Origin of the sequence: Microcoleus sp. S1D4 (genome assembly GCF_036700765.1) — a bacterium.
Classification (GTDB): domain Bacteria; phylum Cyanobacteriota; class Cyanobacteriia; order Cyanobacteriales; family Microcoleaceae; genus Microcoleus.
The window spans coordinates 26580-52675 of the sequence record NZ_JAUBPP010000022.1; the positions used below are offsets into that span (position 1 = coordinate 26580).

Sequence of the window (26096 nt, forward strand, 5' to 3'; positions counted from 1 at the left end):
CAATTTCCTACACAGCATCAGGATCTACCCCCAACTCCCGCAACCTCGCCGCCAACCTTTCAGCTTTCTGCAATTGAGCTTGTTCTGCCTTAATTAACCCTTCCACCAATGGCGGATCTAAAATTTCATTGACTGATAATCTCAGATTGGGAAATACTACAGATTCCATTTCATCACCCGGCAAGAAATCTGTATACGTGTAACCATCTTCACCTTCAATCAATGCAAAAAGCCGGATTTTTTGCTTGCCAGTTTTAGGGTCAACAATGCAATATTCTGGCACATTCGCTAATTCGTACTCTCCGCGTTTGATTACGTAATCTTCGCGGCGATTTTCGCTGACTACTTCTACCACTAACAGCGGCTTTTCATCAAATTCGAGGATACCTGCACCGGGTCTAGCAGCAGCTTGTTCCAAAAGACTTTGAGTGCAGACAACTACATCGGGAATCCGAGATTTATCTTCATCTGTTCTCACTCCCAAACCAGTTTTTACTACTAAGTCGAGATTGTGTTCAGCTAGGTAACGCTGCAATTGGTAAACTAAATATTCGCAAATTTTGATGTGTAAAACTGTTGCTGTTGGCATCGGGATTAATTTGCCTTTGTACAGTTCATATTTTACATCAGATTCTCCTTGATAAAATCGGTATTCTTCAAAAGTTAAGGTCGGCGAAGTATCGAGCTGTTTTTCTTCTGCTACTGGCACAATAGATTGAGACATATATTTTTACCGATCTCGATAGTTTTCTATTATACTCAATTTTGATTTGAACACTCAAGGCATTGAGTACGAAAAGCTCGATCGCCCTTATTGACAATCAAGCAATTTGATCCGGTTAAATATTTAGTTCAGTTCACCATTTGGGCGATCGCCTCAACAAGGCTGTAGCTGCCTCACTATCGAGAGGTTTAGAGAAAAAGTACCCTTGACCGTACTCGCAGCCGATCGCCCGCATTTGAGCCAATTGGACGGCGGTTTCGACACCTTCTGCCACTACCTCCATCCCCAAACTGCGCGCCAACATGACGATCGCCCGCACGATTTCCAAATTTTCGCCCATTTCCCCAATGCGACTGACAAAAGAGCGATCGACCTTCAAAATATTAATCGGGAACTTGTGCAAATAACTCAGAGATGAATAACCAGTACCGAAATCATCAATACACAGCCCGATCCCCAAGTCTCTCAACTGCGAAAGCATCGCCGCCGCCGCTTCCCCATCTTCCATCACCACACTCTCAGTAATCTCCAACTTCAAACAGCGAGCATCAACACCCGTTTTCAGCAAAACTTGCTTAATTTGCTCGATCGAATCAGTTGCCGAAAACTGTCTCCCGGAAAGATTTACTGCTACTGTCAGACGCGAATTTCCCACAGGTAAATTCAAACTTTGCCACTGAATAATTTGGTGGCAGCTTTCATTCAAAACCCACAAACCCAAAGGCATAATTAAGCCTGTTTCCTCAGCCATCGCAATAAATTCCATCGGGGAAACCAAACCCCTTTCCGGGTGCAGCCAGCGCACCAGCGCCTCAAATCCAATAACTGAACCGCTTTTTAAACAAACGATCGGCTGATAATAAACAGTAAAAGGACATTCCAATTTAAGAGGAGTAGCCAATTGTGATTTCAGACGCTCCCGCAGGCGATCTATTTCGGATAAAGGAGAGTTTTCCCCCACCAGCCCACCTCCGAAATTCACAATTGAATATGTCAAATTCAGTTCTTCAACCGACTCCCGCAAATCGTGTTCCAAGTGCATCAAAGCCACAGCCTGAGCGTGCATCGCACTGGTAAACACTTCGTAGCGAGCTTTACCGAGAGCTTTTGCCCGGTACATCGCAATATCAGCATCGCGCAAAATATCTCCAGGTAACTGATATTTGTCGGTACTCAAAGCAATGCCGATACTAGCAGTAATTAAAACTTTATGACCTTCCAAATAGAGCGGTCGTTCGATCGCCTTAAGAATTCCCTTTGCTTGGGTGATGGCTTCATCAACACCTTGAATTTCTTCCAGCAAAATCACAAACTCATCTCCCCCCAGACGAGCCGCCGTATCCCCAGGCCGCAAACAAGTCAAGAGACGGCGGGCCACAGCCACCAACAGCCGATCGCCAGTCCCGTGCCCCTGGCTGTCATTAATCACCTTAAACCTGTCCAAATCCAGAAACAGCACCGCAAACTGATAGCTCGGATGCCGTTTGACGCGGGCAAAAGCTTGCCCCAACCTGTCAGTCAACAAAGCGCGGTTCGGCAACTCTGTCAGCGCGTCGTGAAAAGCATCGTGCAACAATTGGTCTTCAGCCACCTTGCGCTCAGTCACGTCGTGACAGTTGACGACAATTCCCCGCACCGAAGGTTCCGCGAGCAAATTCGTCGCCACCGCTTCCAAAACGCACCAGAAACCGTCCTTGTGCCGCACTCGGTATTCCGCCAATCCTATGCCAACTTTCGGCATTTCCATGACACCTTGGAAAACTTGAGCCACCATCGGCAATTCGTCAGGGTGAATCAAATCAAATACAGAGCGGCCGAGCACTTCCGCCGTCGGGTAGCCCAAAATCCGCTCGGCGGAAGGAGAGACATAGCGGCAAAAGCCTTTCTCATCCAGAATTACAATAATGTCTCTAGCATTTTCAATCAGCGATCGAAAACGCTTCTCGCTTTGTCGCAGTTCTTGTTCCGTGCGCTTGCGATCGGTAATGTCGGTATTCATGTAAATCAGACCGACAATTTTCCCGGTGGGGTCTTTAATAGCATCGGCCCGCAGCAGCACTTGCACAATTTCGCCACTTTTTGTGCGGTTGGTAACTTCACCAGACCAAGAATAGCCTAGGGCGATCGTGTCCAGTACCTCCGTAGCGACGGCGGAGTCTGCAAAAACTGTCGGTATACCTCCAGCGAGTTTCAATTCCTCTGCGGTGTCCCATTCAAATAGCTGAGAAAACGCTTGATTTTGATAAATGTGAGTGCCGTTGGCATCACTCATGCCGATCGCGTCGCTCGAACTTTCCACCGCCTTGCGAGTCAGCACCAAAGCTTCTTCTGCCCGCTTGCGTTCGGTAATGTCAATCCCTACCAGACAAGCGGCGTTCCCCCGATCGTACTTTTGAGCCACAATCAAATAATGTCCCGCCGACTGTCCGCCCTCATTTTTCACCTTAGCACTGAGTTCTTTAATCGCTTCCGTAGCGTCGCCGGCAAAAAACTCCACCACAAAAGAATGAAAATCCTCGCTCGCGCCCAGAAAACCGATATCTTGACCGACAAAAGCCGACGGCGGCAAACCGTGCAGTTTGGCTAAGTGCTGGTTAACCCCCAAATAGCGAAAATCCGAGCTAATCCAAGACACTGTTCCCGGAACTGCTTCCAAAATCGTTTGCAGTTGGTCGTTAGCTTGCTGCAAAGCTTCCTGTACTTCTATGCGTTCCGACAAGTCCGACTGAACGCCTACGAAGTGAGTCAATTTACCGCTGTCGTCTCGCAGGGGATATAGAGACAATTTGCTCCAAAAAGGAGTGCCGTCTTTGCGATAATTTTTGATTGTTGTCTGGATTTCTCGACCTTGGCGCAAGGCTTCGCGGATCTTAGCTACCGTAGTGCGATCCGTATCGGAACCTTGCAAAAATCGGCAGTTGCGCCCCAACACTTCATCGGCGCAGTAACCCGTGATCCGCTCAAAGGCAGGATTGCAATAAAGTATGGGACAGTCTGGTGCAATGGCATCAGCAATGATAATAGCGTTGCTAGTAACTGCCAAAGCTCGATCGCGCAGCCACAGAGGATCTGAGGCCGTATGGCGATCGCCGACATCCCCGACTTCATCTAAATTAGAAATTGACTGGTTCTCCCGATCTCCCATCAGCCGAACTTTCAAGCAAACCTTTACAATTTCCGAGTTGTTTCTTACTTTAGCGTTTTTCTGGGTGTCCGCCACGTAAATTGTATCTTGGCGTTAAAATACGCAGGATTTCACCCAGCGTTGTTCGCTGTATTTTCTACTATTGGTGTTGCGCCTTTAAAAAAAAGCACATTTTCGCGAACGCAGCAAATAACCCTGAATTCCTCCCCCCTCATGCCCTCAGACCCTCACTCCTTCTCCCCCTTTTCTCTTCTCTCCTTCTCCCCGCGCCCCGGCTATCACAATCTGCAGCAGTTTATTTAACATTAGTTGCAGCTTGAGAACTCGGCGGCGCAATATTAATTAACGGCAAAGTTCCGCCTCCTCCCATTACTGTCGGAAACTGGCCGTTCCACTTTTCAATCGCTTGCTGCTGCAAAATTTCTGAAGTTAAAGTTTGCCGCTGCAAGCGTTGAGCTTCGGCTTGCCCCTTAGCGCGGTTAATTTGGGCTTGAGCATCTTGGGTTGCTTTTTTAACTGTAAATTCTGCTTGTTTGGCTTCTTGTTCTGCTATCTGTTTGGCTTCGATGGCCTTGCTAAATTCTGGCGAAAAGCCAAAATTTATTAACGAAACATCTCTGACGATGACACCGTAAGGTTCCAAACGCTTTTTGAGGCTGTTGTCGATTTCTGTTTTTAGTTCCGTCCGTTTAGTGATAATTTCTTCGGCTGTTTTTTTAGAAGTTGCTGCTTTGAGAACTTCCGAAATTGCCGGACTCAGAATGCTGGTAACAATTTTTTCTTCGTCTCCCACTTGTTGGAAAACTTGATTAACTTTGGCAGGGTCAACATTCCAGTTAACTGCCAAATCTGTAGTAATGCTTTGCAAATCTTTGGAGGCTGCATCTGCTTTCAAATCAGTTTTTTGTACCCGTACGCTGAGAGTTTTTACAGAGGTGAATATCGGTAAAATCGGGTGGATGCCTTCATCTAAAATCGCGTCTTGAACTTTGCCGAAGCGCATCATTACGCCCCGTTCCCCTGGGCCGACGATGGTAAAAGGTTTTAAAATTAAGGCGGCGATGATGAAGACGATGCCACCGACGATGTAGAGAGCTAGGTTGTACTTAACACTTGGCACGGTTTTCATAGGTTAATTCAGCTAGGTTGTTTTACTGGATGTTAGTTTTCTCTTCGCTATCTAAGATGATAACTTTATATTAATGATGCAACAACTCATAAATTAATTTATTTGATTCATAAAAGTCATAGGAATTTTCCGATCGGAGAGCCTCTAAAATGCAAAAGCATAATATTTCCGTTAGCTTAATGTTGTGATATTAATTATGGGACTTGTGCCAGGTTGAATTTATTGATAAATAAATGTTTCAATATCTTGACAATGGTGATGATTTTAGATCCAGAATTGAATAGATAGCTCGATCGCTCTTTAGCAAGCTATCAAAGGGCGCTGGAAGCTCAAAAGCTTTTGAGAAAGCTCAAAAATCCGGCTCGAACAGGTAATTTTTGTGAATATCGGACTCTATTTGTAGAATGGGTCTGGGCCCGCCTTACTCAAGCCTTACGGGTATAAAAAAGACTCCGTATATCAGTAGTGAATTTATAGCGACCAAGGATCAAAATCCGAGATGAAAAATGGCAGAAAATAAGTTAAACTTAGATGAGAACGGTTGAATCAAGATATCTAATGTGGCAGCGACACCCTTGGCCCGAAACAATTGAAGAGGCGATCGCCATTCAAGAACACCTCCGGCCATTGGTAATTACCGAAAATCAACTTGAGACAGTTCGGTATGTCGCAGGCGTAGATGTCGGCTACAACAGTGCAGACAGCGTATCGCTAGCCGCTGTCACAGTTCTGAGCTTTCCCGACTTGCAATTGCAGCAGCAGTCTGTGGTTCGCAGTCCTACAGCTTTTCCTTACATTCCCGGTTTCCTGTCTTTTCGAGAAGTGCCTGCAGTCCTGGACGCTTTAGAAAATATCAGTTTGAAACCAGATTTGATATTGTGCGATGGTCAAGGACTCGCTCACCCCCGCAGGTTCGGTCTTGCCTGCCATTTGGGAGTTTTGACGGGAATTGCGACGATCGGAGTTGCCAAAACTCGATTTATTGGAGAACATTCAGAAGTAGGACTCGAACGGGGCAGTTGGCAGCCCTTGCTGGAGGATGGATCGATCGTAGGGGCAGCGCTGAGGACGCAAACAGGGGTAAAACCGATTTATGTATCGATCGGTCACAGAATAAACTTGATAAGTGCGATCGAGTACGTCCTGCGCTGCACCCCAAGATATCGCTTGCCTGAAACAACTCGATCGGCCGATCGACTAACAGCGGAATAACTGACAAGCCCGGAAGGACTAGGTGAATTTTCGCATTTCTAGCATTTTCGATTGGGGATTTGACTTGCAGCGCCGTGAATCACCGGAGATTGAACTCTTGTCTAAAATTTCGATCTCGACCGGGGTGAAGTCGGAAAGCAAGTATCGATTTTTGGGTGGGAACACAAAAAAAGAAAAGTAAAAAGACCAAAAAAGTATCCGTCTTTAGACTTGAAATTTTTGAAGTGTCGCCCCCTTGTCGAAAAATCCTCTGAGTTTACCGCCAATAGGCTTTCGGTTCCATCCTTCTAGCGAACTAAAGAATGACTATACCTGAGAAAGAGGTATAAAAGTTGAGGAATTTATAGAATGATTGAAAGACGGTAAACTGCTTAAACATGGGCGGCTCTAATTACAGTGCCCGGGCGTGAACTATTTTTAGTTCACATTTGTAAATTACAAAACAGTCATTCTGCGACTTAAACCAACAGTTTAAATTCGCGCGATGGTGTTTGATAATTTACCGTCTGATATCTCACCACTGACTGGAAATACCAATTACAGTGGGAGGCGAAGGCGCGATCGAGCTAAAAAATCAGAAAAAACACAAGGAGACAGTCATGGCTGAGAAAAGCAAACGCGGATTCGCTTCTATGGATGCCGAAAAACAGCGCGCAATTGCTAGCAAAGGTGGAAAAGCTGCACACGCGAAAGGAACAGCCCACGAATTTACTTCGGAAGAAGCCAGACAAGCTGGTCAAAAAGGTGGTGAAGCTGTCAGTAGAAATCGGGAACACATGGCTCAAATTGGTCGAGAAGGTGGTAAGAAAAGCCGCAAGAGCGAAAGTTAATTCTCTTAAACCTTTGGCTGCAACGAAACGAGCAAACGCTCGCGTTTGAGGAAGTAGGGCGATCGAATTCCCGCAATCAGCGAGTTTGATCGCCACATCAAAAAATCGCAAACAGCGCCCCGCTTGACAACTGCAAAAACCCCGCAGCCATTAGTGATTAGCAAGCAATCGCCGGCAAATCAATAACAAAGCGCAAGTCGGGTGCAGAATTTTTCAGGAAAAAAAAGCTTGCAAACTGCGCGATTCGATTTCTCAAACAAAGCCGATAGGAATACGAAAAGCCCCAAAGTAGGGGCTTTTTTGTTGAAGTTAACAAAATATTTTTTCACATCAAGTCCGATCTATTACCATAACAAAAACCGTACTACGAACCTTACTAATTGCGGTTAATCTGCCGAAAATGATATCAGAGGTATAGCTTGGGCGATCACCCTTGTGACGTCAGAAACCCGGTTTCTTTGCAGACATTCTGATTACAAAACCCAAAACTCGTCGTAGAAACCTGGCTTTTATGCCCGATCGCGCAAGCCCAAAAACAAGCCGAAGTCTTGATATAAATAGGTAAAATATTTTATATGTTCAGGGAACAATAAAATTATGATAAACCAGCTAACTTTAACATGGATAGAGGCTGGGGTGCGTCAAACTCACACGATTCAACACGGACAGCCGAGCAAAAATCCGGGAACCGTAAGACTGGGGCGCGATCGGGCAAAATGCGATCTAGTATTGGACGATCGCAGCGTATCGGGACTCCACATCGAAATATTTTTTGATCGAGAATTGCAAGAATATGCAGTGCGGAATTTGCGCCCCACCAATCCCCCGCTGGTAGACGGAAAAATTCTCGCCTCCGGCGAAGCAACATTGAGATCCGACAGCCGGATCCATTTAGGCCAAGTGCAAATCGATGTGGTGTCTGCGCCTGCGGTACAAGTAGCCGCGCCGCAGACAGTTTTACTCGGCCCGGCGGTTCCAAGTTCTTCCCCGCCGACAGGGCCTTCAAAATATGGTTTGCAGTGTCCCAAGTGCAGCCGCGTTTCGCCTTACGCGCAGTTGAGTGCGGGGTGTCCGTGGTGCGGTACTTCTCTGGCTGCGGCGATGAGTGTGGTGCTTTCTCCTTGATGATTTTTGATTTTTGATTGTAGCTAGATTTTTAATTTTTGATTTGAGACAGAGGCTAGGGCGATCGCCGATGCTAGGATCTGGTACATCTGTGCTTTGCATTTGAGGTGCGATCGCTCTCAAAAAAACATCCTTTTTGCCATGTCCCAGATGCTCTCGCTAAAATCCTAGCGTTTCCCCCAGCTCATTTTCCCTTCAAAATCTCGCGGGTAAAGTGAACCGAAGCCGCCCACACTTAAATATATCCGCGCATTTACCTTACTCATACCAATTTTCCAAATTAATGCAACAGTATATGTAGGGTATGGATACATCGACAATCTCTAAAAAAAAGTGACAATCTAATAGCGACGCACCTTAATACATTGGGTGAACTAAACAACCCTCCGTTTCACTGCGTCCAACAATTTTATTGTTGCAACATTTTTTATAAATGGTATAAACCCGGTTTCTAGGGAAATGTCGGGCCCAGCAACCAGAATATTTCTAGACGGACGGGGGGTCATAAACCAGGTTTTTTTTACCAAAAAGCGCGTTTTCACCCAGAGTAAGGGCAAAAAACCAGGTTTCTTTGGTTTTAATGCGTAATTCCTGCATAAGTCTACCGAACTGCGTAGTTTCTAACTCCCCGTGCGCCTAAAAATACTAAAGTTTGTGATATCAGCTCTCATCTCAAATCAATTCCGGTTGCACTCATACATGATGTTAACTGTTAACGGTTAACAGTCAACAGTCAACAGTCAAGAGTGAATTTACTATTCCGATGAAGAGAGGATTTGATATCAAACCATAACCCTCAAATTCAAAAATATTTGGTCAAAGAAAGCTCAAAGCCGACGGCTAATGTTTAAAAAATCATCATAATGAATCCTCAACCCTTGCGCCTGCGACTGACTTGGAAAGACACAACTACCGGGGATTGTCACTCTCCGATACTCGACTTGCCGATCGCCTTGGGACGAATTTTTGAAGCTATGCCCGCCACAATCAACGGGAAACGAGTTTCTCGAATTGCCCTCAGCAGCAGTCAAATTTCTCGCTTTCACGGAGTCATTGCTACCGAAGGCGACAGTATCGTAATTACTGACACCGGCAGCCGCAACGGTACTTTTGTCAACGGTACCCGCCAAAACCGGTGCGTGCTGGCCAACGGGGATATGTTGCAAATCGGGCCCTACGCGATCGGCATTTCCTTTGCTGTGAATTCCGCAGAAATCCACTCTGTCAATTCTCACATTTTCTTTAACCCGCAGACCAATCGGCCAGACCCGTCGATCGCGCCGCCAATGGTTTCGCCACATCCTCAAACAGCTAGTAGCGGAGAATTTCCGCCGATCGCATTTTTGCAGGCGAATCAAATAACCGTGCGATCGCTCCAATCGATGGGACTCCCTCTAGTCGAAGTTGATTGGGCCGCCGTTGGGGGCGGCTTGGGCAGCTTTATTTGGGTGGATTTGCTGAGAATTTGCGGCGTGAAAGTTGATCGAATTGCGGTTTTGGGCATGGAAGAGCAGCCTTACGCTCGCTACCGCCGGTTATGCCTAAATTCTCAAATTCCGCTGCAGGAAAGGCTGCGATCGAATTCTGACGCTTGCCCAGACAACATTTGGGGCTGGCCTCCCTATGCTTTGCGGGAAGCTTGGCAGGAATTGCTCAAAGGGCGGTTGATTGTATCGCTGAAGTTGATGTGGCGGGTGTTTGCCGAACCGACTTTTGCCGAAACTTATACGCCTCGCGCCGGAAATGTGTTTGATGCGATTGACAGGGAAACTCTGCGAATTGGGTGGAGTCAGATGTTTCGCTACGGGAGAGTGCGGGCCATTCGCAAAACAGATGACGGCAGGTACGCGATCGCTTATTCTCGATCGAATGCCGATCGTCGCGATCGTGCTTTTTTAATCGCCAAATACGTACACTTAGCCACCGGCTATCCCGCGATTCAATTTTTGCCAGACTTGCAGGAATACCGCGAAAAAACCCAGGATTTTAACTCTGTTGTCAACGCCTATGAAAACCACGACAGCGTTTACCAAAAATTGGAGGCTAAGGGCGGCAGCGTCTTAATTAGAGGCCGAGGGATTGTAGCTTCTCGCGTTGTGCAGCGAATTTACGAAGCCAGACAGCGCAACCGCAACATTCAAGTATTGCATTTGATGCGATCGGCCAAACCCCAAGGCAACAAATTTAACCTCGCCGTGCGACAAGTCGAAAATCACTACGAATTTCAACCTTTCAACTGGCCCAAAGCCTCCTGGGGCGGGGAACTCCGCGTACTTTTAGAAAAAGCTCAACCAGAATTGCGCCCGCAGTTGCTTGCAGACTGGGGCGGCACCACTACAGCCAACCGCAGCGACTGGCGGCGGATAGTCAAAGAAGGTTTAAGTCAAGGATGGTATCAAATTACCTTCGGCGAAGTCGAGCGAGTCGAGCGCGACAGTCAAAACCGCACCGTGACGTACATTCAGGAAAAAGAACTCAAGGGGCAAATTAAGTTAGAAGCTGATTTTATAATTGATGCTACGGGTTTGGACGCTAAAGTAAAAACCAGTCCCCTGTTAAACGATTTGGTAGTTCAATACAATCTTCCCCTCAACAATTTGGGGCGGCTGAGTGTGCACAAAAATTTTGAAGTCCCCGAATTGCGTAACACTTCCCCCACCCACGGAGAAGGGCGAGTGTACGCAGCGGGCGCGATTACTTTGGGCGGGGCTTACGCGCCTGTGGACAGCTTTTTGGGCTTGCAATACGCCGCCCTGCGTTCTGTTGAAAGTCTCGCGGTTGACAGAGTTCCGGGTGTCGGCAAATTGAACGTTTGGCGATCGTTCATGCAATGGTTAAAATGGATTTTAAATAAATCTCCAGACTAATTTGAAGAAGTCATTGGTTATTGGTTATTGGTTATTTGTTATTTGTTGTTTGTTGTTTGTTGTTTGTTGTTTGTTATTTGTTATTTGTTGTTTGTTGTTTGTTGTTTGTTATTTGTTATTTGTTATTTGTTATTTGTTAGCTCCAATGCCCAATTCCCAATTCCCCATTCCCAATTCCCAATTCCCAATTCCCAATGCCCTATGCCCTATGCCCTATGCCCAATTCCCAATCTAAAATCTAAAATCGCATGACTCCCACCTTATTCGGCCGCTGGCAAACTCGCTTACTGCTATTTGCAACCGTAGGCGTTTTAGTAACACTGCCCTTTTTTATGGGGTTAATGACAACCAAATCCGGCTCAATCTTTTTCTTGATTTTAGGCTATCTAGCAATTTTTGGCCTCGGCTGGGATGCCTTATATATCTATATCCAGCAGTTTCGCTGGGATCGAGATTGGCCCGGTGTATTTCAATTGCTTGCCGGGATTTGGGAAGCGCTTTTTGTGTTATTTTTAATCAAGATTATTGGTTTGCCGGGAATACCTGCCCAAGATTTTGACTTGCGAGCTTTTGCACTGCATTATAGTTTAGTGTGGCTGGCTATTTATCTGGCATCGCAAACACTGATGCGGATTTTTTTTCCCTCCTGGCGTTTTCGAGGCGGCCAGTGGTTTTAAGCATAGATTTGAGTTGCGTATTTTTTTGATTTGAAGTAAAACCGCAGATATCAGGCAGATTAACTTTTCCATATCAGGCAGAATTTGGTAGCGCATACCGGCAAGGAAAAGTCTATTTTGGGCCAGCCGAAGGTACACGCTCAACTGAATTTATAGTAATCCGAAATCAGGGTTTGAGACACTGTTTATTTTTGAGTCGGCGCAGGCCGACTTTGTGTGTGTAGTAGCGGTTTCAACCGCCGAGCGATAAAAGGGATAACAAACCCGAATTTATAGTAAGCTTTTTATTAAATAAATGGGATGATTTAATGCACTCTCTTCCTTGTGTATTTTCTTTTTTTTCCGGTTCGGGATTCCTTGACCTCGGTTTTGAATTAAGCGGCTTTAATGTAGTGTATGTCAATGAAATTTTCCCACCTTTTATGCAAGCATACCGCTACTCTCGCCAGTGTCTAAATTTGCCGCAGCCAGAATACGGACACTGCGAAGGAGAGGAAGCAGATGTGACTCGACTTGTAGAGGGAAAACCAGCACTTCATTTGCGGGAATTGATGCAGGATGCCCGCAAGCATCACGATATTATTGGATTTATTGCTGGGCCACCTTGTCCTGATTTTTCTATTGGTGGCAAAAACCGAGGTGGGGAAGGAGATAAAGGTCAACTTTCAGCTTCGTACATTGAATTGATTTGTCAGCAGCAGCCGGATTTCTTTTTGTTTGAAAATGTCAAAGGGTTGTGGAGAACTAAAAAGCATAAAGCTTTTTACGATGAACTCAAGCTTAAGTTGGCTGATTCGGGATATGTTTTTGTGGAAAGGTTAATAAATGCGATCGAATACGGTGTCCCGCAAGATAGAGACAGGATTATTTTAATCGGTTTCCAAAAAGATATTGTTAAAAATATGGGTATTTATTTAGATAAAAATAGCCCGATGTTGCCTGAAAATTTATTTCCTTGGTCGAATCAGATATTATATCCAAAATCTGAAGTTTTTGCTTGTCTTTGGCCTGAAATAAATGCCTTTGTCAGCGATAGTTTTTTGCCTTGTCCTGATAGCGTTCCGAAAGAGTTAACAGTACAGTTCTGGTTCCAAAAAAATGATGTTGCCAACCATCCTAATGCCCAACATTATTTTCAACCAAGAGCGGGAATTAAAAGATTTGCTACTGTCGATGAGGGAGATGATTCTAAAAAATCTTACAAGCGTTTGCACCGGTGGCGTTATTCCCCGACTGCTTGTTACGGCAATAACGAAGTTCACTTGCACCCTTACAAAGTTCGCAGGCTTTCTGTTGCAGAAACACTGGCGATTCAGTCGCTACCAAAAGAGTTCGCGCTACCAGAAAATATGACATTAACTAATATGTTTAAAACTGTGGGAAATGGAGTTCCTTATTTGGCGGCGCGGGGAATTGCTCAAACAATTTATCAGTTTTTAAATTAAATAGATATTTTAGCTGTAGGGTGTGTGAGGGCGAGTAATTTTTTAATTCAAATTGTGAGATTTTTCACCCTCACGCACCGCGATAACTAGATTTTGGTGCGTGAGGCGCGGTTTAAGATTTATTGATTGGTGGCGCAAGTTAATCGCCGCGTCTCACACACCCTACAGGTTTGTGAAAGTTGTTTTTTAATGAATTAAAAAAAATCAAATTTCACAAAGCGTCGAGACTTGTTATATAATAGTTGGTTAAGCTTGAAAACCTAGATTTTTTATTTGCCTGCAATTCGCCATGACTGTTAAACCCCGCCGCTATCACATCACTACTTTCGGATGCCAGATGAATAAAGCCGACTCGGAACGGATGGCCGGCATTCTGGAAAATATGGGCTTTGAGTTCTCGGAAGACCCGAACGAAGCTAGCTTGATTCTCTACAATACTTGCACGATTCGCGACAATGCCGAACAAAGAGTTTATTCTAACCTGGGAAGGCAGGCTCATCGCAAGCGCAAAGAACCTGGTTTGACTTTAGTTGTGGCTGGATGCGTGGCGCAGCAGGAAGGTGAAGCGCTGCTTCGCAGAGTGCCGGAATTGGATTTAGTAATGGGGCCGCAACACGCTAACCGACTCGAAGATTTGCTGGAAGAAGTTTTTCAGGGAAATCAAGTTGTGGCGACTGAAGCTGTTGAGATTATGGAGGATATTACTAAGCCTCGCCGCGATAGTAAGGTGACTGCTTGGGTGAATGTAATTTATGGCTGTAATGAACGCTGCACTTATTGTGTTGTGCCGAATGTTCGCGGGGTTGAACAGTCGCGAATGCCGGAGGCTATTCGGGCAGAAATGGAGGAGTTGGGCCGTCAAGGTTACAAGGAGGTGACTTTATTGGGGCAGAATATTGATGCTTACGGGCGCGATTTGCCTGGGACGAAACCGGACGGTAGCAACCAGCATACTTTGACGGATTTGCTTTATTTTGTGCAGGATGTTCCTGGGGTCGATCGCCTCAGATTTGCTACTAGCCACCCGCGCTATTTTAATGAAAGATTGATTAAGGCTTGTGCGGAGTTGCCGCAGGTTTGCGAACATTTTCATGTGCCTTTTCAGTCGGGAGATAATGATATTTTGAAGGCGATGTCGCGGGGTTATACTCAGGAGAAGTACCGCCGGATTGTTGATATGATTCGCGGTTATATGCCGGATGCTTCGATTACTGCTGATGCGATTGTGGGTTTTCCGGGGGAGACGGAGGCGCAGTTTGAGAAGACTCTGAAGTTGATCGAAGATGTTGGTTTTGATTTGGTGAATACGGCGGCTTATTCGCCTCGCCCGGGAACGCCTGCTGCTTTGTGGGAAAATCAGTTGAGTGAGGAGGTGAAGGCCGATCGCCTGCAACGGATCAATCATGTAGTCACAACAACGGCGATGGAACGATCGCAGCGCTATTTCGGACGCACTGAGGAGGTTTTGGTGGAAGTTCAGAATCTTAAGGATTCAAGTCAGGTGATGGGACGCACTCGCGGCAATCGCCTCACTTTTTTTAAAGGCGATATTGCACAGTTGGCTGGTAAAATTGTGGGGGTTAAAATTACAGATATTCGCGCTTTTAGTTTGACTGGGGAAATGTTATAAGGGCTTTGACAAAACTTCCCAAAAACCTCTATTATGTTGTAGGGTGCGCCCGCAAGCACCTTACAGAAAGATTAGTTCGATCGCTCGGAATGCGAGTCCTTGTTATGGATGCAGACTAAAGTCCTCACTACGAACCTTGTTTGGTGGCGGAGGGTTAAATTGAGTTAATTTATATTAAGAAAAGAGGGTTTAAGTTCATGACACAAAGTTCAGAATTTGACGAACAACAGTCTGCTTCCCAAGCTGATTTGCCGCAGCCAAACGAAGACGGAGAATATACAAGAACTTCGCACCAATATTGGGAAGTGGTAGATTCTGACCCGAACGGTCTCAACTGTCGCATGGGAACTCATTCGATTCGGGAAATTGAAGATCCGGGGAGCAAGATAGATTTAAATATTGGCAGTTGGCCTGTTGTTGGTACTTTGAAACAAGGGCAGAATTTTGAAATCTATCTCGGCCCTAGCGGATTGGGGGTTTTGTATGACGATCGACATAAACCTTGGTTTTTTGTGGCAAAAAGTGAGGGCGTCGGCGGGCCGAGTAATTGTTTTGTTCGGGCTCGCAGCAGTTTTGTGAAACCTATACAGCCGGAGTAGCTATAGCTGATAATAGCCCAAGTTTCCTTACCCTCGATTCTCACTTGCTGTCTCGTACTTCCTGGCCTAGCTGCGCTAAGTGCGTGTATATTTGTCAAAAAGTACCGGGAGTATTGAAAAATGACGAAGATGCGGATCGGGTTACTCTTCGGCGGGCGATCGGGCGAACATGAAGTTTCGATTAGTTCGGCGCGGGCGATCGCCCGTGCCCTCGCTGCTGATGCAAATGCCTCTAAATACGAAGTTCTGCCCTTTTACATCCAAAAAGACGGCCGCTGGCTGTCGGGCGCGACACCACAACAAGTTTTAGAAACAGGAAAATCTCTGGAAATAGAGTCGCAAACAGCACAAGGAGAACCCGAAAACTCTACTTTGTCTTCTCCACTGCCGCAATTTCCTAATTTTAATTCCGTAGATGTTTGGTTCCCGGTTTTGCACGGGCCCAACGGCGAAGACGGTACGGTGCAAGGGTTGCTTAAATTATTGCAAATTCCTTTTGTCGGTTCCGGGGTTTTGGGATCGGCGCTGGGAATGGATAAAATTGCGATGAAAATGGCTTTTGCTCAAGTTGGTTTGCCGCAGGTAAAATATGTCGCTGTCAACCGTTCCGATATTTGGTCTAATCCTTGCGTTTTCCCCAAACTGTGCGACAAAATTGAGGAAAGTTTGGGTTATCCTTGCTTTGTAAAACCCGCGAATTTGGGTTCGTCTGTGGGAATTTCTAAGGCTCGATCGCGCGCTGAATTAGAAGCGGCCCTCGACAGCGCTGCTAGCTACGACAGGCGGATAATTGTGGAAGCGGGTGTGGTGGCTAGAGAGTTAGAATGTGCGGTTTTGGGCAATGACAACCCAAAAGCTTCTACGGTGGGAGAAATTACTTTTAAAAGCGATTTCTACGACTATGAAACTAAATATGCTGAGGGACAATCCGATTGCTCAATCCCGGCAAAAGTTAGCGATGCGATCGCCTCGCAAATTCAAGAAATGGCAGTTCAAGCGTTTTTGGCTGTAGACGCAGCCGGTTTAGCGCGAGTAGATTTTTTCTACATTGAATCGACGGGAGAAGTTTTGATTAATGAAATTAATACTTTCCCAGGTTTTACAGCTACCAGTATGTATCCTCAAATGTGGGCGGCGGACGGCATTCCTTTTCCAGAATTAGTAGATTGTTTAATTCAATTAGCTCTCGAACGGCACGGGAAAAAAGGTTGAATCGCGAGTCGCTATCCTGTTTTGGTAGCAACAGCAAAAAGTAAGTTATTCCGCAGGTAATATATTTATACTGGCGGAAACGATATAAGATGGTTCTGGCAGGCAATGCCTGCCAGCAGCTCAATTTCTGCGGCTGGTCGAGCAACTGATGATTTTCTGCAGGCTGGTATAAATAAATTCAACATAAAATGGTTGACCCAGAACCGCGAATAGCAGTGTCAATCTCGCATCAGGCATCTCCAATTTTAACTGGGTTAACTTAGATGAGACGTTTCACTCAACTGTCGCATTGGTGGACTTACGGATTGTTCTTTCCGCTAACGGTACTCAACTGCTGGTTAGCGCTGCTGGTTTTTGAATATTTTCGGGCCCTGATTACCGTTTTGGTAGTCGCTACAGTGTTCTCTTTTTTGCTAGATTATCCGGTGCGCTTTCTCCGCAGATATGGTTTGAAGCGCGATCGGGCAGTTTTGTCGGTATTGTTTTTGACTTTACTGATATTAGTGGTTTTAACTATCACTCTGGCTCCTATTTTGCTCAATCAAGTCACTGAACTCGCCACGAGGCTGCCAACTTGGATAGTTTCTGGGACGCAACAGATTGAAGCATTTAACAAGTGGGTGGAAAATCGAAATCTCCGCATTGATATTACCAGTTTAACTGCTCAATTGAACGATCGACTTTCAGCTCAATTGCAGTTTCTCACGGGCGAAATCCTCAAATTTGGTTTGGGTGCGGCAGACAGTGCCGTGAATTTTCTCCTGACAATAGTCCTGACATTTTACTTGCTCTTGCACGGCGATCGCCTGTGGGAAGGATTATTTAAGTGGCTACCTTCCAAACTGAGCTTGCAATTGCGACTGTTGCTGGCGCGAAGTTTCCACAACTACTTCGTCGGCCAAGCAACTTTGGCGGGTTTGATGGGACTATCGATGACTGTGGCTTTTTTAATTTTACGAGTTCCCTTCGGCTTGCTGTTCGGTTTGGGTGTGGGTGTAATGACGATGATTCCCTTCGGGGCACCTTTTAGTATTTGCGTTGTCAGTTTGCTGATTACATTAAACAACTTTTGGCTTGGTGTCACAGTTTTAGCTGTTGCTACCATAATCGATCAAGTCATTGAAAGCGGGGTAGCTCCTCGGTTATTAGGCGGTTTTATCGGCTTGAATCCCGTGTGGATTTTAGTGTCGCTGCTAATAGGGGTGAAAGTTGCGGGATTAGCAGGTTTGATAGTTGCGGTGCCGATGGCCGGTTTTATTAAGAATGCTGTTGATGCTTGGGAAATTTCTAGGCACAAATCGATGGAAATTGATGAGGTTAATGCTATTGAACCTATGGAGCAATAATACTATTTTAGATTTGAGATTTTAAAATTGGGAACGATCTCGCAGCCCGTAAAATAACCCCGATCGCCTTTGCAGTCAAGACTCAGGTTTTGACTGCAAACTAATTTAATTGCAGTCGCGACCGCTAAGTTGACAAAACTGATTCGATGAAGATTTCTTCCGAGAAAATACGGAATATGCGGGTCGGCTACCGTAGTATGTATTATCGCATTTAGGTGGCAATTGGCCAGTGCTGACAAAAGATCGCCCTTGCAAACAGCAATCAGCCATTAGCCGGGTACAGTCCGGTTTCTACCCCACCCTGTAGGGTAAACCCTACCAGGCAAGTAGATCTAACAAATGCTTGAATTAAAATTATAGAGCATTGAGTTGTAAGTTAGTTACACGGTAGTGCTAAAAATGCAAAACGATAATTATAAGTCTCGCCCATTTTCCAACCATATCAATACTATGTCAAGCAAAAATATGCCTAATCAAACTCAGCTTTCTCGCAAGTTTTCTATGCCCAAAAAACTTGCTTTTTTATCTCTAATTTTGATCGGCTCCACCGCAACTGTCGGCTGCAATGCCCTAACTTCTTCACTTCCCGGCTCTTCTAACGCCATCAAAGCTGAACCTGCAAATGCTGCATCGCCAATCTCAGGATTCCCGGCAAATATACTGCCTTCTCAAGACTCAAATTTTGTGAGTAAAGTGGTGCAGGAGGTCGGGCCTGCAGTGGTGCGAATCGATTCTTCTCGCACGGTGAAAACCCAACAGCCTGATGTTTTGAACGATCCGTTTTTCCGCCGCTTTTTCGGGCCGGACTCTCAGGTACCGCAGGGAAATCGGGTAGAACGAGGCTCCGGTTCGGGTTTTGTTTTTGGTTCCGACGGTCGCATTTTGACTAATGCTCACGTTGTTGACGGTGCCGATACGGTGACGGTAAAACTGAAGGACGGTCGCGAATTTGTGGGCAAAGTTTTAGGGGTAGATACAGTTACTGATGTGGCTGTTGTGAAAATTGAAGCTAACAATTTGCCTGTGGTGAGTTTGGGCAAATCTGAAGAGTTACTGCCGGGAGAATGGGCGATCGCGATCGGCAATCCCCTCGGTTTGGACAATACCGTGACTGTGGGGATTATTAGCGCTACAGGCCGTTCTAGCGCCGATGTCGGCGTTCCCGACAAGCGCGTCAGCTTTATTCAAACCGATGCCGCCATCAATCCCGGTAACTCGGGTGGCCCGTTGCTGAACCAGCGCGGTCAAGTTATTGGCATGAATACGGCGATTATTCAAGGTGCCCAAGGATTGGGTTTTGCGATTCCGATCGATCGGGCGCAACAAATTGCCGACCAATTAGTAAGCACCGGAAAAGCCGAACATCCTTATCTCGGCGTTCGGATGTTGAGCATTACCCCCCAAATCAAGGCAGAATTCAATAAAAATCCCAACCCTAAATTGAAGCTGACTGACGATAAAGGCGTGTTAGTTCTGGGAGTTGCGAAAGATTCTCCGGCCTCACAAGCGGGAGTTCGCGTTGCCGACGTGATTAAGAAAATTAACGGTTCAGAAGTAACTGATGCTGGCAGCGTACAGCAAATTGTCGAAAAAAGTAAAGTAGGCACTGATATGCAGCTTGAGTTGAGTCGCGGCGGGCAACCGGTGACTGTGGCGGTGAAAGCTGGTGCTTTTCCGGCCGATATGAAGCAGTAGAATGGTTGATATTTCAGGTTGAGTTAAGCCAGGGATTTTAGGTCTCTGGCTTAACTTTTAAGCTTTTTCGAGGGGCGGGTTTATAACATTTCTGGCAAAAGATAAGGGATTGACCGATCGATCGCTCAATCCATCAATCCCCCAATCTGTAATTTCAACTTGTAACTTACCTTTTTGACAAAGGCTATAAACGGAGAGGGAGGGATTCGAACCCTCGTTAAGTTGCCCTAAACACACTTTCCAGGCGTGCGCCTTCAACCGCTCGGCCACCTCTCCAGGACTAAATTTATTCATTTAGCCACAGCTAAACTATATTAGCAGAACAAATCAGATTTGGGAAGGGGTAAGGGCATAAATTTGTTGTTTAATGTGGGTAGGGTGTCACGCGGGGCGGATAGAATTCTCCTCGCCGTAGCGCAAACCCATTGATATCAAGGATTTTGCCTGCCAAACCCGAATCTAAAATCTAAAATCTAAAATCTAAAATTCCATGACTCGTTCTTACACCATTAAAATTCATAACAGACAGACAGGCGATCGCCACACAGTGCGAGTACCCGAAGACCGCTACATCCTCCAAAGCGCGGAAAACCAAGGAGTAGAATTGCCTTTTTCCTGTCGCAACGGCGCTTGTACCGCCTGTGCGGTGCGCGTCAAGTCGGGGGAACTGCACCAGCCTGAAGCAATGGGGCTTTCTGTGGAACTGCAAAAAGAAGGTTATGCTTTGCTGTGCGTCTGCTATCCCCGTTCTAACATTGAGGTAGAGACGCAAGACGAAGACGAAGTTTATGAATTGCAATTTGGTCGCTATTTCGGTAAAGGTAAGGTTAGAGTTGGTTTGCCCTTGGATGAAGAATGATCTCAAATCCGGTAGCGGAATTATACCAGAGCGAGCCGATCGCGGGCGAGACATCACTACAAGGGAAAATTTATTACGAAACAGAAAACTTTTATTTTCCCTGCCAAAGTATAGCTTCCCTCAATTGCCAATTGCCAATTCCCCATTCCCAATTAATAATGCTGCTTTATCGGTTATTTGCGATCGCCCTTTGCGTGTTGTTAGCTAGCTGCCAAAAACCAGAAATGCCCCAAGGTACGATCGCCAAAGTAGAAAGAATCCTCAGCGGGCAAACAATCGAAGTTATCAGCACAGCCGACAAAATCGCCTTATTAGAACAAATCAGACTGATTGGTATTGATGCACCAGATTTTCAACAGCAACCTTGGGGAGAAGCAGCCAAACAAAGATTAGAACAACTAATTGGGGGGAAACAAGTATTGTTAGAATCCGACATCGCAGAAAAAGACCAGTTCGATCGCAAATTAGCTTATTTGTGGCAAGATGGAATTTTGCTCAACGAACAGCTAGTCAAAGAAGGTTATGTTTTGGCATCAGGGCGATCGCGCAACACGAAATATCAACAGCGACTCCTAAACGCTCAAGAATGGGCGAGACTCATGGGTAAAGGCCTGTGGAATCCAGAACGAGCTTTGCGCCAAACACCCGCAGAATTTCGCCAACAAAATCAGCAGAAATAGTCAGTTGACAGTTGACAGTTGACAGTTGACAGTTGACAGTTGGCATTAGGATTATTCTTCCCTCTTTCTTAGCGTCCTTCGCGTCTTCGCGGTTCGTTCTTCCCTCTTCCTTCTTTCCTCTTCCTTCTTTCCTCTTCCTTCTTCCCTCTTCCTTCTTCCTTCTTCCCAATGACAGACAATCAACTGCAAAACTACTTAGAAATAGCAACCGAAGCAGCCCTGGCCGCCGGTGCCGTCCTGCAATCTTTCTGCGGTAAATTAGAAAATATTCAAGAAAAAGGTCGATCGGGCGATTTAGTCACAGAAGCCGACAAAGCCTCAGAAGCCGTCATCTTAGAAATTCTCGGCCGCCACGTACCCGAACACGCCATCCTCGCGGAAGAATCGGGTTCATTAGGGAATGCAGCTAGCAAATACCTGTGGGCGATCGACCCTTTGGACGGTACAACCAATTATGCTCACCAATATCCTTTTTACGCCGTGTCGATCGGACTTTTAATCGACGGTATACCACAAATTGGCGTAATTTACGACCCTTCTCATAACGAATTGTTTCGCGCAGCTAAAGGATTGGGCGCAACCTGTAACCGTTCGGCGATCGCAGTTTCGCAAAGCTCAGAATTGAGAAATAGCTTGCTAGTGACCGGCTTTGCCTACGATCGGCGCTCCACAGCAGATAATAACTATGCCGAATTCTGTCACCTCACCCACCTCACCCAAGGCGTGCGGCGCAGCGGTTCCGCAGCCCTAGACCTAGCACATACAGCCTGCGGGCGATTGGACGGATACTGGGAACGGGGACTCTCCCCTTGGGACGTAGCAGCCGGCGTACTCATCGTCTCCGAAGCCGGAGGTCAAGTTACAGCCTATGATGGCGGTGCCTTTGAGATGAACTCTGGTCGAGTTTTGGCCACCAACGGCAAAATACACGCCGAACTAAGCGGTGCACTGCTGTCAGTTCCTCCCTTATCTTCATGGAAGTAGCGTTTCGACAGCAAGGGATCGGGGGTAATACGGGGGTCACAACCCCTTAAGTCAAGCTACATTAAAGGATAGTGAAAAGCCAGGAAAGCGAGAGTAAAAGTTATGTCTTTTGAAATGACAAAAGGGTTGTTCAAGTACGATTTTACGGATCAGCACGCAATTTTGGGAGTTCCTTTAGACGCCGAGTTTAACGACATCCGCAAGCGCTACATGAAAATTGCCCGACGCTTGCATTCGGATACTTGCTCTTTTGAAAGCCAAGCCGATAAAGATTGGGCCAACCAATTTTTGTCAAAAGTGGTCAATCCGGCCTACAATAAATTCTCCAAAGAAAGCGATCGCAAAGAATACAGCTTGCTGTTAGCAGCCATTAGTAAGCGTGTCCTTAAAGAACAAGGAAAAATGCACATCGAAAGTGCAGCAGCTAAAGAGTTAACTACCGCTAAAAATTTGGAAGAAGCTTACAAAACAGCAGTTAGCAAACTCGCTCTCAAGCAGTACGAATCTGTTGAGGAAACGCAAGATGCGATCGCTCAAATTAGCGAACTAAACATGGTTTATTTGCTGCGAAAAGAGCGCTTGGGCGGTGCGGTTGGAACCGGTTCATCTGAAAAAGTCACAACCCCAACCCCAACCCCAACCCCAACCCCAACCCCAACCCCAACTCCAACCCCAACCCCAACTCCAACCCCAACTCCAGTAATAGACACGCATATCGAGCCCTATTGCCGCCGAGCTCAAGGATTTATGGACAGCAAAAATTACGCTAAAGCAAGTTTGGAGTTGAGGGAAGCCCTGAAGCGCGCTCCAAAACACAGCAAGGCTCACGCTATGTTAGCAATGTGTTACTTTGAGCAAAATCAAGCGACAATGGCGAAACTTGAGATGAACAAAGCTTTGGCATCAAATCCTGAAGAACCGACGGCTTTGGAGGTTAAGAAAAAGCTCGAACAAGCTGCCTCAAAAGCCAAAAAAGGTGAAGAGAAACCAGGATTTTTTGCAAGTTTGTTTAGCGGGAAGAAGAAGTGAGAAGTTGTGAGTTGTGAGTCAGGAATATTTAGAAATTGGTAAACTGCTCAGCAGTGAAGCGATCTTGCTCAAAAGCATCAAGAGTTGGTGATATCACATCCGATCGCACTGACGGGGAAAATGATTATTCCCATGCAAACCAAAACGCGATCACGCCTTAATTTGTTAAAGTCGAAGGTTAAGCTTGCCTGCTTCGACTTTAACACCGTCCCTCAAGCTAAGCTTCTAAGCCCAATCTAAAATCTAAAATCTAAAATCGATATGACACCTTAATTTGTTAAAGTCGAATGTTAGGCTTGCCACGTTCGACTTTAACACCGTCCCTCAAGCTAAGCTTCTAAGCCCAATCTAAAATCTAAAGTCTAAACTCTAAAATTGATATGGTTCACCAACCCCCATCGGGTGCAAGAGATTTATTGCCCCTTGACGTTGCTCAAAAAATTTCGATCGAACGGCGCTTGCAGCAGGTGTTTCACCGCTGGGGCTATCACCGGATTATTACCTCTACTCTAGAAAGGCTGGAGACATTGATGGCTGGGGGCGCGATCGACCGATCGACCTTAATTCAACTCCAAGATGCCGAAGATGGAGAACTCGGCTTGCGGCCAGAATTGACAGCATCCATCGCCAGGGCGGCTGCGATGCGGATGTCCGGGACGCGCTGGCAGCCCCAGCGCCTCTACTACAACGCCAACGTCTTCCGCAAAGGAACAGATACGGGTTCCGGCGGGCAACAGGAGTTCTATCAAGCCGGGGTAGAACTCCTCGGCGCGGGGGGAAGCGTTGCGGATGCAGAAGTGCTGCTGCTGCTGTCTGAGTGCTTGCAAAACCTAGAAATTGATGACTGGCATTTGGTGCTGGGAGAAGCGGGCTTGACAGCAACATTGCTAGAACCGTTTGCGCCAAACGTGCGGCAAAAAGTGCGCCACGCGATCGCCAATCTCGATCGAATAGCCTTGGAAACCTTGCCGCTTTCTGACGAATTGCGAGAAAGAGCTCTGCTGTTATTTGACTTGCGCGGCCGCCCAGAAGATGTATTAGAGATTGTGGCGAAGCTGGATTTGGATGTACCACAGCAAGCCGCATTAAATGAACTCAAAAGTGCGATCGAACTGCTGGAAAAATGTCAAGCAAAAATCCCCAATTTAAAATCTCACATCCACCTCGATTTGAGTTTAATTCAAACCTTTGACTACTACACTGGAATAGTGTTTGAAGTTGTCAGCAGCAGCAAAAGCGGACAGCGAGTTTTAGGACAAGGCGGGCGGTACGATCGACTGTTGGGACTGTTCGACCCCCAAGGCCAAAACTCCCCCGGCATCGGGTTTTGTCTAAATATCGAAGATTTGCACCAAGTTTTGTTGACAGAAGGTCAATTGCCCGCAGAGACGGCAGCCAGCGAATGGTTGGTTGTGCCTCAAACTCCTGAAGCAGCCGCAGCAGCCTTTGATTATGCCCGCAAACTCAGAGAGTCCAGTCCCCCAGTCCGGGTAGAGATAGATTTAGAGAATAGGGAAAACGAAGAGGCGGCGCGGGAATATGCGCGCGATCGTAGAATTGGTCAAATTGCCTGGGTAAATGCCGAAGGCGCTGCAACAATTGAAACAGTAAATTAAGCTCGATTGTCAAGCTAACTCCTAACATCACGTCCCCCCAATTAGTTATAACAAAGACGGTTCGTAGGGCGGAATTAAGTCCGCAAAAAACAGGTTCATAGTGCGGAATTAAATCCGCAAAAAATTGGTTCGTAGTGAGGACTTTAGTCAGCCAAAAACCATCTTGACCAAAGTCATCACAACGAACCAATTGTATTGTTGTAATTAGACAGACATGATATAATGTCAAATCTAAAAACTAAAAACTAAAAACTAAAATAGAAACATGGCGCACACTATCGTTACAAATATCTGCGAAGGAGTTGCTGATTGTGTCGGCGCTTGTCCGGTGGCTTGCATTCACCCAGGCCCTGGCAAAAACGTCAAAGGCACCGATTGGTATTGGATTGATTTTGATACCTGCATAGACTGCGGCATTTGTCTGCAAGTCTGTCCAGTCGAAAATGCGATCGTCCCAGACGAACGGCCCGAATTGCAGCAAACACCAACTTGATACCAATCACCCGTAATGTCGTTTCCGGTTGCATCGGAATGATTTAACCGGCGCTAGAACACAGAGGACAGAGAGAGAGAGAATAGAGATATGAATAATTCCGATGCTACCGGATTTGATATAAGGCGTGGATTGCACACCCTACAGTTACAAATTATGCGTACATTGTACACATAGATCAACCAGTAGGGTGTGCGCGGTCCACCATAGATTCACGAATTATACACACACTTACATCAACTTCTTCTCTTCCCTTCTCCTCTCTTCCTTCGCGTCCTTAGCGTCTTCGCGGTTCATTTAAAAAAAGCCTAAAATAAAATGCAAAAAATCGCACTTACCCCCGCACACCTGTTATCAATCCGCACCCACGGCAAAAGCGCTTATCCAGAAGAATGCTGCGGTTTATTGTTAGGTACGATCGCAGAAAGTGTGAAAACTGTAGTAGAAGTTGTGCCGACTGACAACGCTTGGAGTGCCGAAGCTGAAGAGAATCGGCCAGAACAAAAAGAATTGACAGAACAACGCAGATATGCTATTAGACCTGAAGATATGTTGCGGGCTATGAAACACGCGCGCGATCGCAATTTAGACATCATCGGCATATACCATTCTCACACAGATTGTCCGGCAGTGCCCTCGGAGTGCGATCGCACATTGGCATGGGCCCAATACTCATACATCATAGTGTCCGTCCGACAAGGCAGTTCACAAGACCTCCGCAGTTGGGTTCTCGACTCCGAGGGCTACTTTCAAGCAGAGGAAATTGTCGCAGTCGAACCGACTCAGATTAAGAAATAGT

At 46.2% G+C, this 26096-nt stretch carries 21 protein-coding genes and 1 tRNA gene; 18 read left to right on the forward strand and 4 right to left on the reverse strand.

All coding sequences use genetic code 11. The features are described from left to right. Positions 1–7 precede the first annotated feature (7 nt). The 3 genes from QT998_RS20865 to QT998_RS20875 all read right to left on the reverse strand — a co-directional run bounded on the left by QT998_RS20865 (position 8) and on the right by QT998_RS20875 (position 4998). Positions 8–724 (reverse strand): Uma2 family endonuclease, encoded by a 717-nt coding sequence (locus QT998_RS20865; protein ID WP_333086842.1) that lies wholly within the window; start codon positions 722–724, stop codon positions 8–10. Positions 725–857: 133 nt separating this feature from the next. Then, the gene (locus QT998_RS20870) at positions 858–3869 is read right to left on the reverse strand and encodes an EAL domain-containing protein (RefSeq protein ID WP_333086843.1); all 3012 of its coding nucleotides are present in this window, start codon (positions 3867–3869) and stop codon (positions 858–860) included. A 295-nt stretch (positions 3870–4164) separates the two neighbouring features. Beyond that, positions 4165–4998 carry a prohibitin family protein gene (locus QT998_RS20875; RefSeq protein ID WP_333117435.1) on the reverse strand — a complete coding sequence of 278 codons (834 nt, stop codon included), beginning with the start codon at positions 4996–4998 and terminating at the stop codon, positions 4165–4167. Between the two features lie 558 nt (positions 4999–5556). On the opposite strand from QT998_RS20875, the gene nfi reads away from it, so the two are divergent. The 11 genes from nfi to QT998_RS20930 all read left to right on the forward strand — a co-directional run bounded on the left by nfi (position 5557) and on the right by QT998_RS20930 (position 19636). Next, positions 5557–6210, forward strand: a complete 654-nt coding sequence (gene nfi, locus QT998_RS20880) for a deoxyribonuclease V (protein WP_333086845.1) — start codon at positions 5557–5559, stop codon at positions 6208–6210. Positions 6211–6752: 542 nt separating this feature from the next. After that, positions 6753–7040 carry a KGG domain-containing protein gene (locus QT998_RS20885; RefSeq protein ID WP_333086846.1) on the forward strand — a complete coding sequence of 96 codons (288 nt, stop codon included), beginning with the start codon at positions 6753–6755 and terminating at the stop codon, positions 7038–7040. A 597-nt stretch (positions 7041–7637) separates the two neighbouring features. Beyond that, the gene (locus QT998_RS20890) at positions 7638–8165 is read left to right on the forward strand and encodes an FHA domain-containing protein (RefSeq protein ID WP_333086847.1); all 528 of its coding nucleotides are present in this window, start codon (positions 7638–7640) and stop codon (positions 8163–8165) included. Positions 8166–9028: 863 nt separating this feature from the next. Further along, complete coding sequence (locus QT998_RS20895; RefSeq protein WP_333117437.1) at positions 9029–11032, forward strand: FHA domain-containing protein; 2004 nt, start codon at positions 9029–9031, stop codon at positions 11030–11032. Positions 11033–11280: 248 nt separating this feature from the next. Beyond that, positions 11281–11709: a hypothetical protein gene (locus tag QT998_RS20900; RefSeq protein WP_333117438.1), complete on the forward strand. Its 429-nt coding sequence runs from the start codon at positions 11281–11283 to the stop codon at positions 11707–11709. Between the two features lie 308 nt (positions 11710–12017). Further along, positions 12018–13154 carry a DNA cytosine methyltransferase gene (locus QT998_RS20905; protein WP_333117439.1) on the forward strand — a complete coding sequence of 379 codons (1137 nt, stop codon included), beginning with the start codon at positions 12018–12020 and terminating at the stop codon, positions 13152–13154. Between the two features lie 289 nt (positions 13155–13443). Next, entirely contained in the window at positions 13444–14784 is a 1341-nt protein-coding gene (gene miaB / locus QT998_RS20910; RefSeq protein ID WP_333117441.1) for a tRNA (N6-isopentenyl adenosine(37)-C2)-methylthiotransferase MiaB, read from the forward strand. A 197-nt stretch (positions 14785–14981) separates the two neighbouring features. Then, positions 14982–15383: a hypothetical protein gene (locus tag QT998_RS20915; protein ID WP_333117442.1), complete on the forward strand. Its 402-nt coding sequence runs from the start codon at positions 14982–14984 to the stop codon at positions 15381–15383. Between the two features lie 120 nt (positions 15384–15503). Continuing rightward, positions 15504–16595, forward strand: a complete 1092-nt coding sequence (locus QT998_RS20920; RefSeq protein ID WP_333117444.1) for a D-alanine--D-alanine ligase family protein — start codon at positions 15504–15506, stop codon at positions 16593–16595. 263 nt (positions 16596–16858) lie between these two features. Then, positions 16859–17941: an AI-2E family transporter gene (locus QT998_RS20925; protein WP_194065742.1), complete on the forward strand. Its 1083-nt coding sequence runs from the start codon at positions 16859–16861 to the stop codon at positions 17939–17941. 465 nt (positions 17942–18406) lie between these two features. Then, on the forward strand, positions 18407–19636 hold the full coding sequence (locus tag QT998_RS20930) for an HhoA/HhoB/HtrA family serine endopeptidase (protein WP_333086853.1): 1230 nt from the start codon (positions 18407–18409) through the stop codon (positions 19634–19636). 191 nt (positions 19637–19827) lie between these two features. On the opposite strand, the gene QT998_RS20935 is transcribed toward QT998_RS20930, so the two are convergent. Continuing rightward, a tRNA-Ser gene (locus QT998_RS20935) sits at positions 19828–19912 on the reverse strand. 214 nt (positions 19913–20126) lie between these two features. Between QT998_RS20935 and QT998_RS20940 the strand changes: the two genes are divergently transcribed. The 7 genes from QT998_RS20940 to QT998_RS20970 all read left to right on the forward strand — a co-directional run bounded on the left by QT998_RS20940 (position 20127) and on the right by QT998_RS20970 (position 26095). Then, complete coding sequence (locus tag QT998_RS20940; protein ID WP_194012927.1) at positions 20127–20495, forward strand: 2Fe-2S iron-sulfur cluster-binding protein; 369 nt, start codon at positions 20127–20129, stop codon at positions 20493–20495. Beyond that, positions 20492–21175, forward strand: coding sequence for a thermonuclease family protein (locus tag QT998_RS20945; RefSeq protein WP_333117446.1), 684 nt, complete (start codon positions 20492–20494; stop codon positions 21173–21175). Before QT998_RS20940 ends, QT998_RS20945 begins: the two co-directional genes overlap by 4 nt. Before the next feature lie 168 nt (positions 21176–21343). After that, entirely contained in the window at positions 21344–22159 is an 816-nt protein-coding gene (locus QT998_RS20950) for an inositol monophosphatase family protein (RefSeq protein ID WP_333086857.1), read from the forward strand. A gap of 102 nt (positions 22160–22261) precedes the next feature. Continuing rightward, a complete protein-coding gene (locus QT998_RS20955) occupies positions 22262–23188 on the forward strand; it encodes a J domain-containing protein (protein ID WP_333086858.1) in 927 nt (308 codons plus the stop codon). A 380-nt stretch (positions 23189–23568) separates the two neighbouring features. Further along, positions 23569–24804: an ATP phosphoribosyltransferase regulatory subunit gene (locus QT998_RS20960; protein ID WP_333117450.1), complete on the forward strand. Its 1236-nt coding sequence runs from the start codon at positions 23569–23571 to the stop codon at positions 24802–24804. A 265-nt stretch (positions 24805–25069) separates the two neighbouring features. Then, positions 25070–25297, forward strand: a complete 228-nt coding sequence (locus tag QT998_RS20965) for an indolepyruvate ferredoxin oxidoreductase subunit alpha (RefSeq protein ID WP_194010874.1) — start codon at positions 25070–25072, stop codon at positions 25295–25297. 318 nt (positions 25298–25615) lie between these two features. Further along, positions 25616–26095: a M67 family metallopeptidase gene (locus QT998_RS20970; RefSeq protein WP_333086862.1), complete on the forward strand. Its 480-nt coding sequence runs from the start codon at positions 25616–25618 to the stop codon at positions 26093–26095. Position 26096: the final 1 nt, after the last annotated feature.

Excerpts from the sequence above, each read along its gene's own strand:
- QT998_RS20955 (WP_333086858.1), top strand. The coding sequence starts at position 22,262 with ATGTCTTTTGAAATGACAAAAGGGTTGTTCAAGTACGATTTTACGGAT.
- QT998_RS20960 (WP_333117450.1), top strand. The coding sequence starts at position 23,569 with ATGGTTCACCAACCCCCATCGGGTGCAAGAGATTTATTGCCCCTTGAC.
- QT998_RS20940 (WP_194012927.1), top strand. The coding sequence starts at position 20,127 with ATGACTCGTTCTTACACCATTAAAATTCATAACAGACAGACAGGCGAT.
- QT998_RS20895 (WP_333117437.1), top strand. The coding sequence starts at position 9,029 with ATGAATCCTCAACCCTTGCGCCTGCGACTGACTTGGAAAGACACAACT.
- QT998_RS20925 (WP_194065742.1), top strand. The coding sequence starts at position 16,859 with ATGAGACGTTTCACTCAACTGTCGCATTGGTGGACTTACGGATTGTTC.
- QT998_RS20890 (WP_333086847.1), top strand. The coding sequence starts at position 7,638 with ATGATAAACCAGCTAACTTTAACATGGATAGAGGCTGGGGTGCGTCAA.
- QT998_RS20920 (WP_333117444.1), top strand. The coding sequence starts at position 15,504 with ATGACGAAGATGCGGATCGGGTTACTCTTCGGCGGGCGATCGGGCGAA.
- QT998_RS20950 (WP_333086857.1), top strand. The coding sequence starts at position 21,344 with ATGACAGACAATCAACTGCAAAACTACTTAGAAATAGCAACCGAAGCA.
- QT998_RS20930 (WP_333086853.1), top strand. The coding sequence starts at position 18,407 with ATGCCTAATCAAACTCAGCTTTCTCGCAAGTTTTCTATGCCCAAAAAA.
- QT998_RS20970 (WP_333086862.1), top strand. The coding sequence starts at position 25,616 with ATGCAAAAAATCGCACTTACCCCCGCACACCTGTTATCAATCCGCACC.
- QT998_RS20900 (WP_333117438.1), top strand. The coding sequence starts at position 11,281 with ATGACTCCCACCTTATTCGGCCGCTGGCAAACTCGCTTACTGCTATTT.
- QT998_RS20915 (WP_333117442.1), top strand. The coding sequence starts at position 14,982 with ATGACACAAAGTTCAGAATTTGACGAACAACAGTCTGCTTCCCAAGCT.
- QT998_RS20965 (WP_194010874.1), top strand. The coding sequence starts at position 25,070 with ATGGCGCACACTATCGTTACAAATATCTGCGAAGGAGTTGCTGATTGT.
- QT998_RS20865 (WP_333086842.1), bottom strand. The coding sequence starts at position 724 with ATGTCTCAATCTATTGTGCCAGTAGCAGAAGAAAAACAGCTCGATACT.
- nfi (WP_333086845.1), top strand. The coding sequence starts at position 5,557 with ATGTGGCAGCGACACCCTTGGCCCGAAACAATTGAAGAGGCGATCGCC.
- QT998_RS20875 (WP_333117435.1), bottom strand. The coding sequence starts at position 4,998 with ATGAAAACCGTGCCAAGTGTTAAGTACAACCTAGCTCTCTACATCGTC.
- miaB (WP_333117441.1), top strand. The coding sequence starts at position 13,444 with ATGACTGTTAAACCCCGCCGCTATCACATCACTACTTTCGGATGCCAG.
- QT998_RS20945 (WP_333117446.1), top strand. The coding sequence starts at position 20,492 with ATGATCTCAAATCCGGTAGCGGAATTATACCAGAGCGAGCCGATCGCG.
- QT998_RS20870 (WP_333086843.1), bottom strand. The coding sequence starts at position 3,869 with ATGGGAGATCGGGAGAACCAGTCAATTTCTAATTTAGATGAAGTCGGG.
- QT998_RS20905 (WP_333117439.1), top strand. The coding sequence starts at position 12,018 with ATGCACTCTCTTCCTTGTGTATTTTCTTTTTTTTCCGGTTCGGGATTC.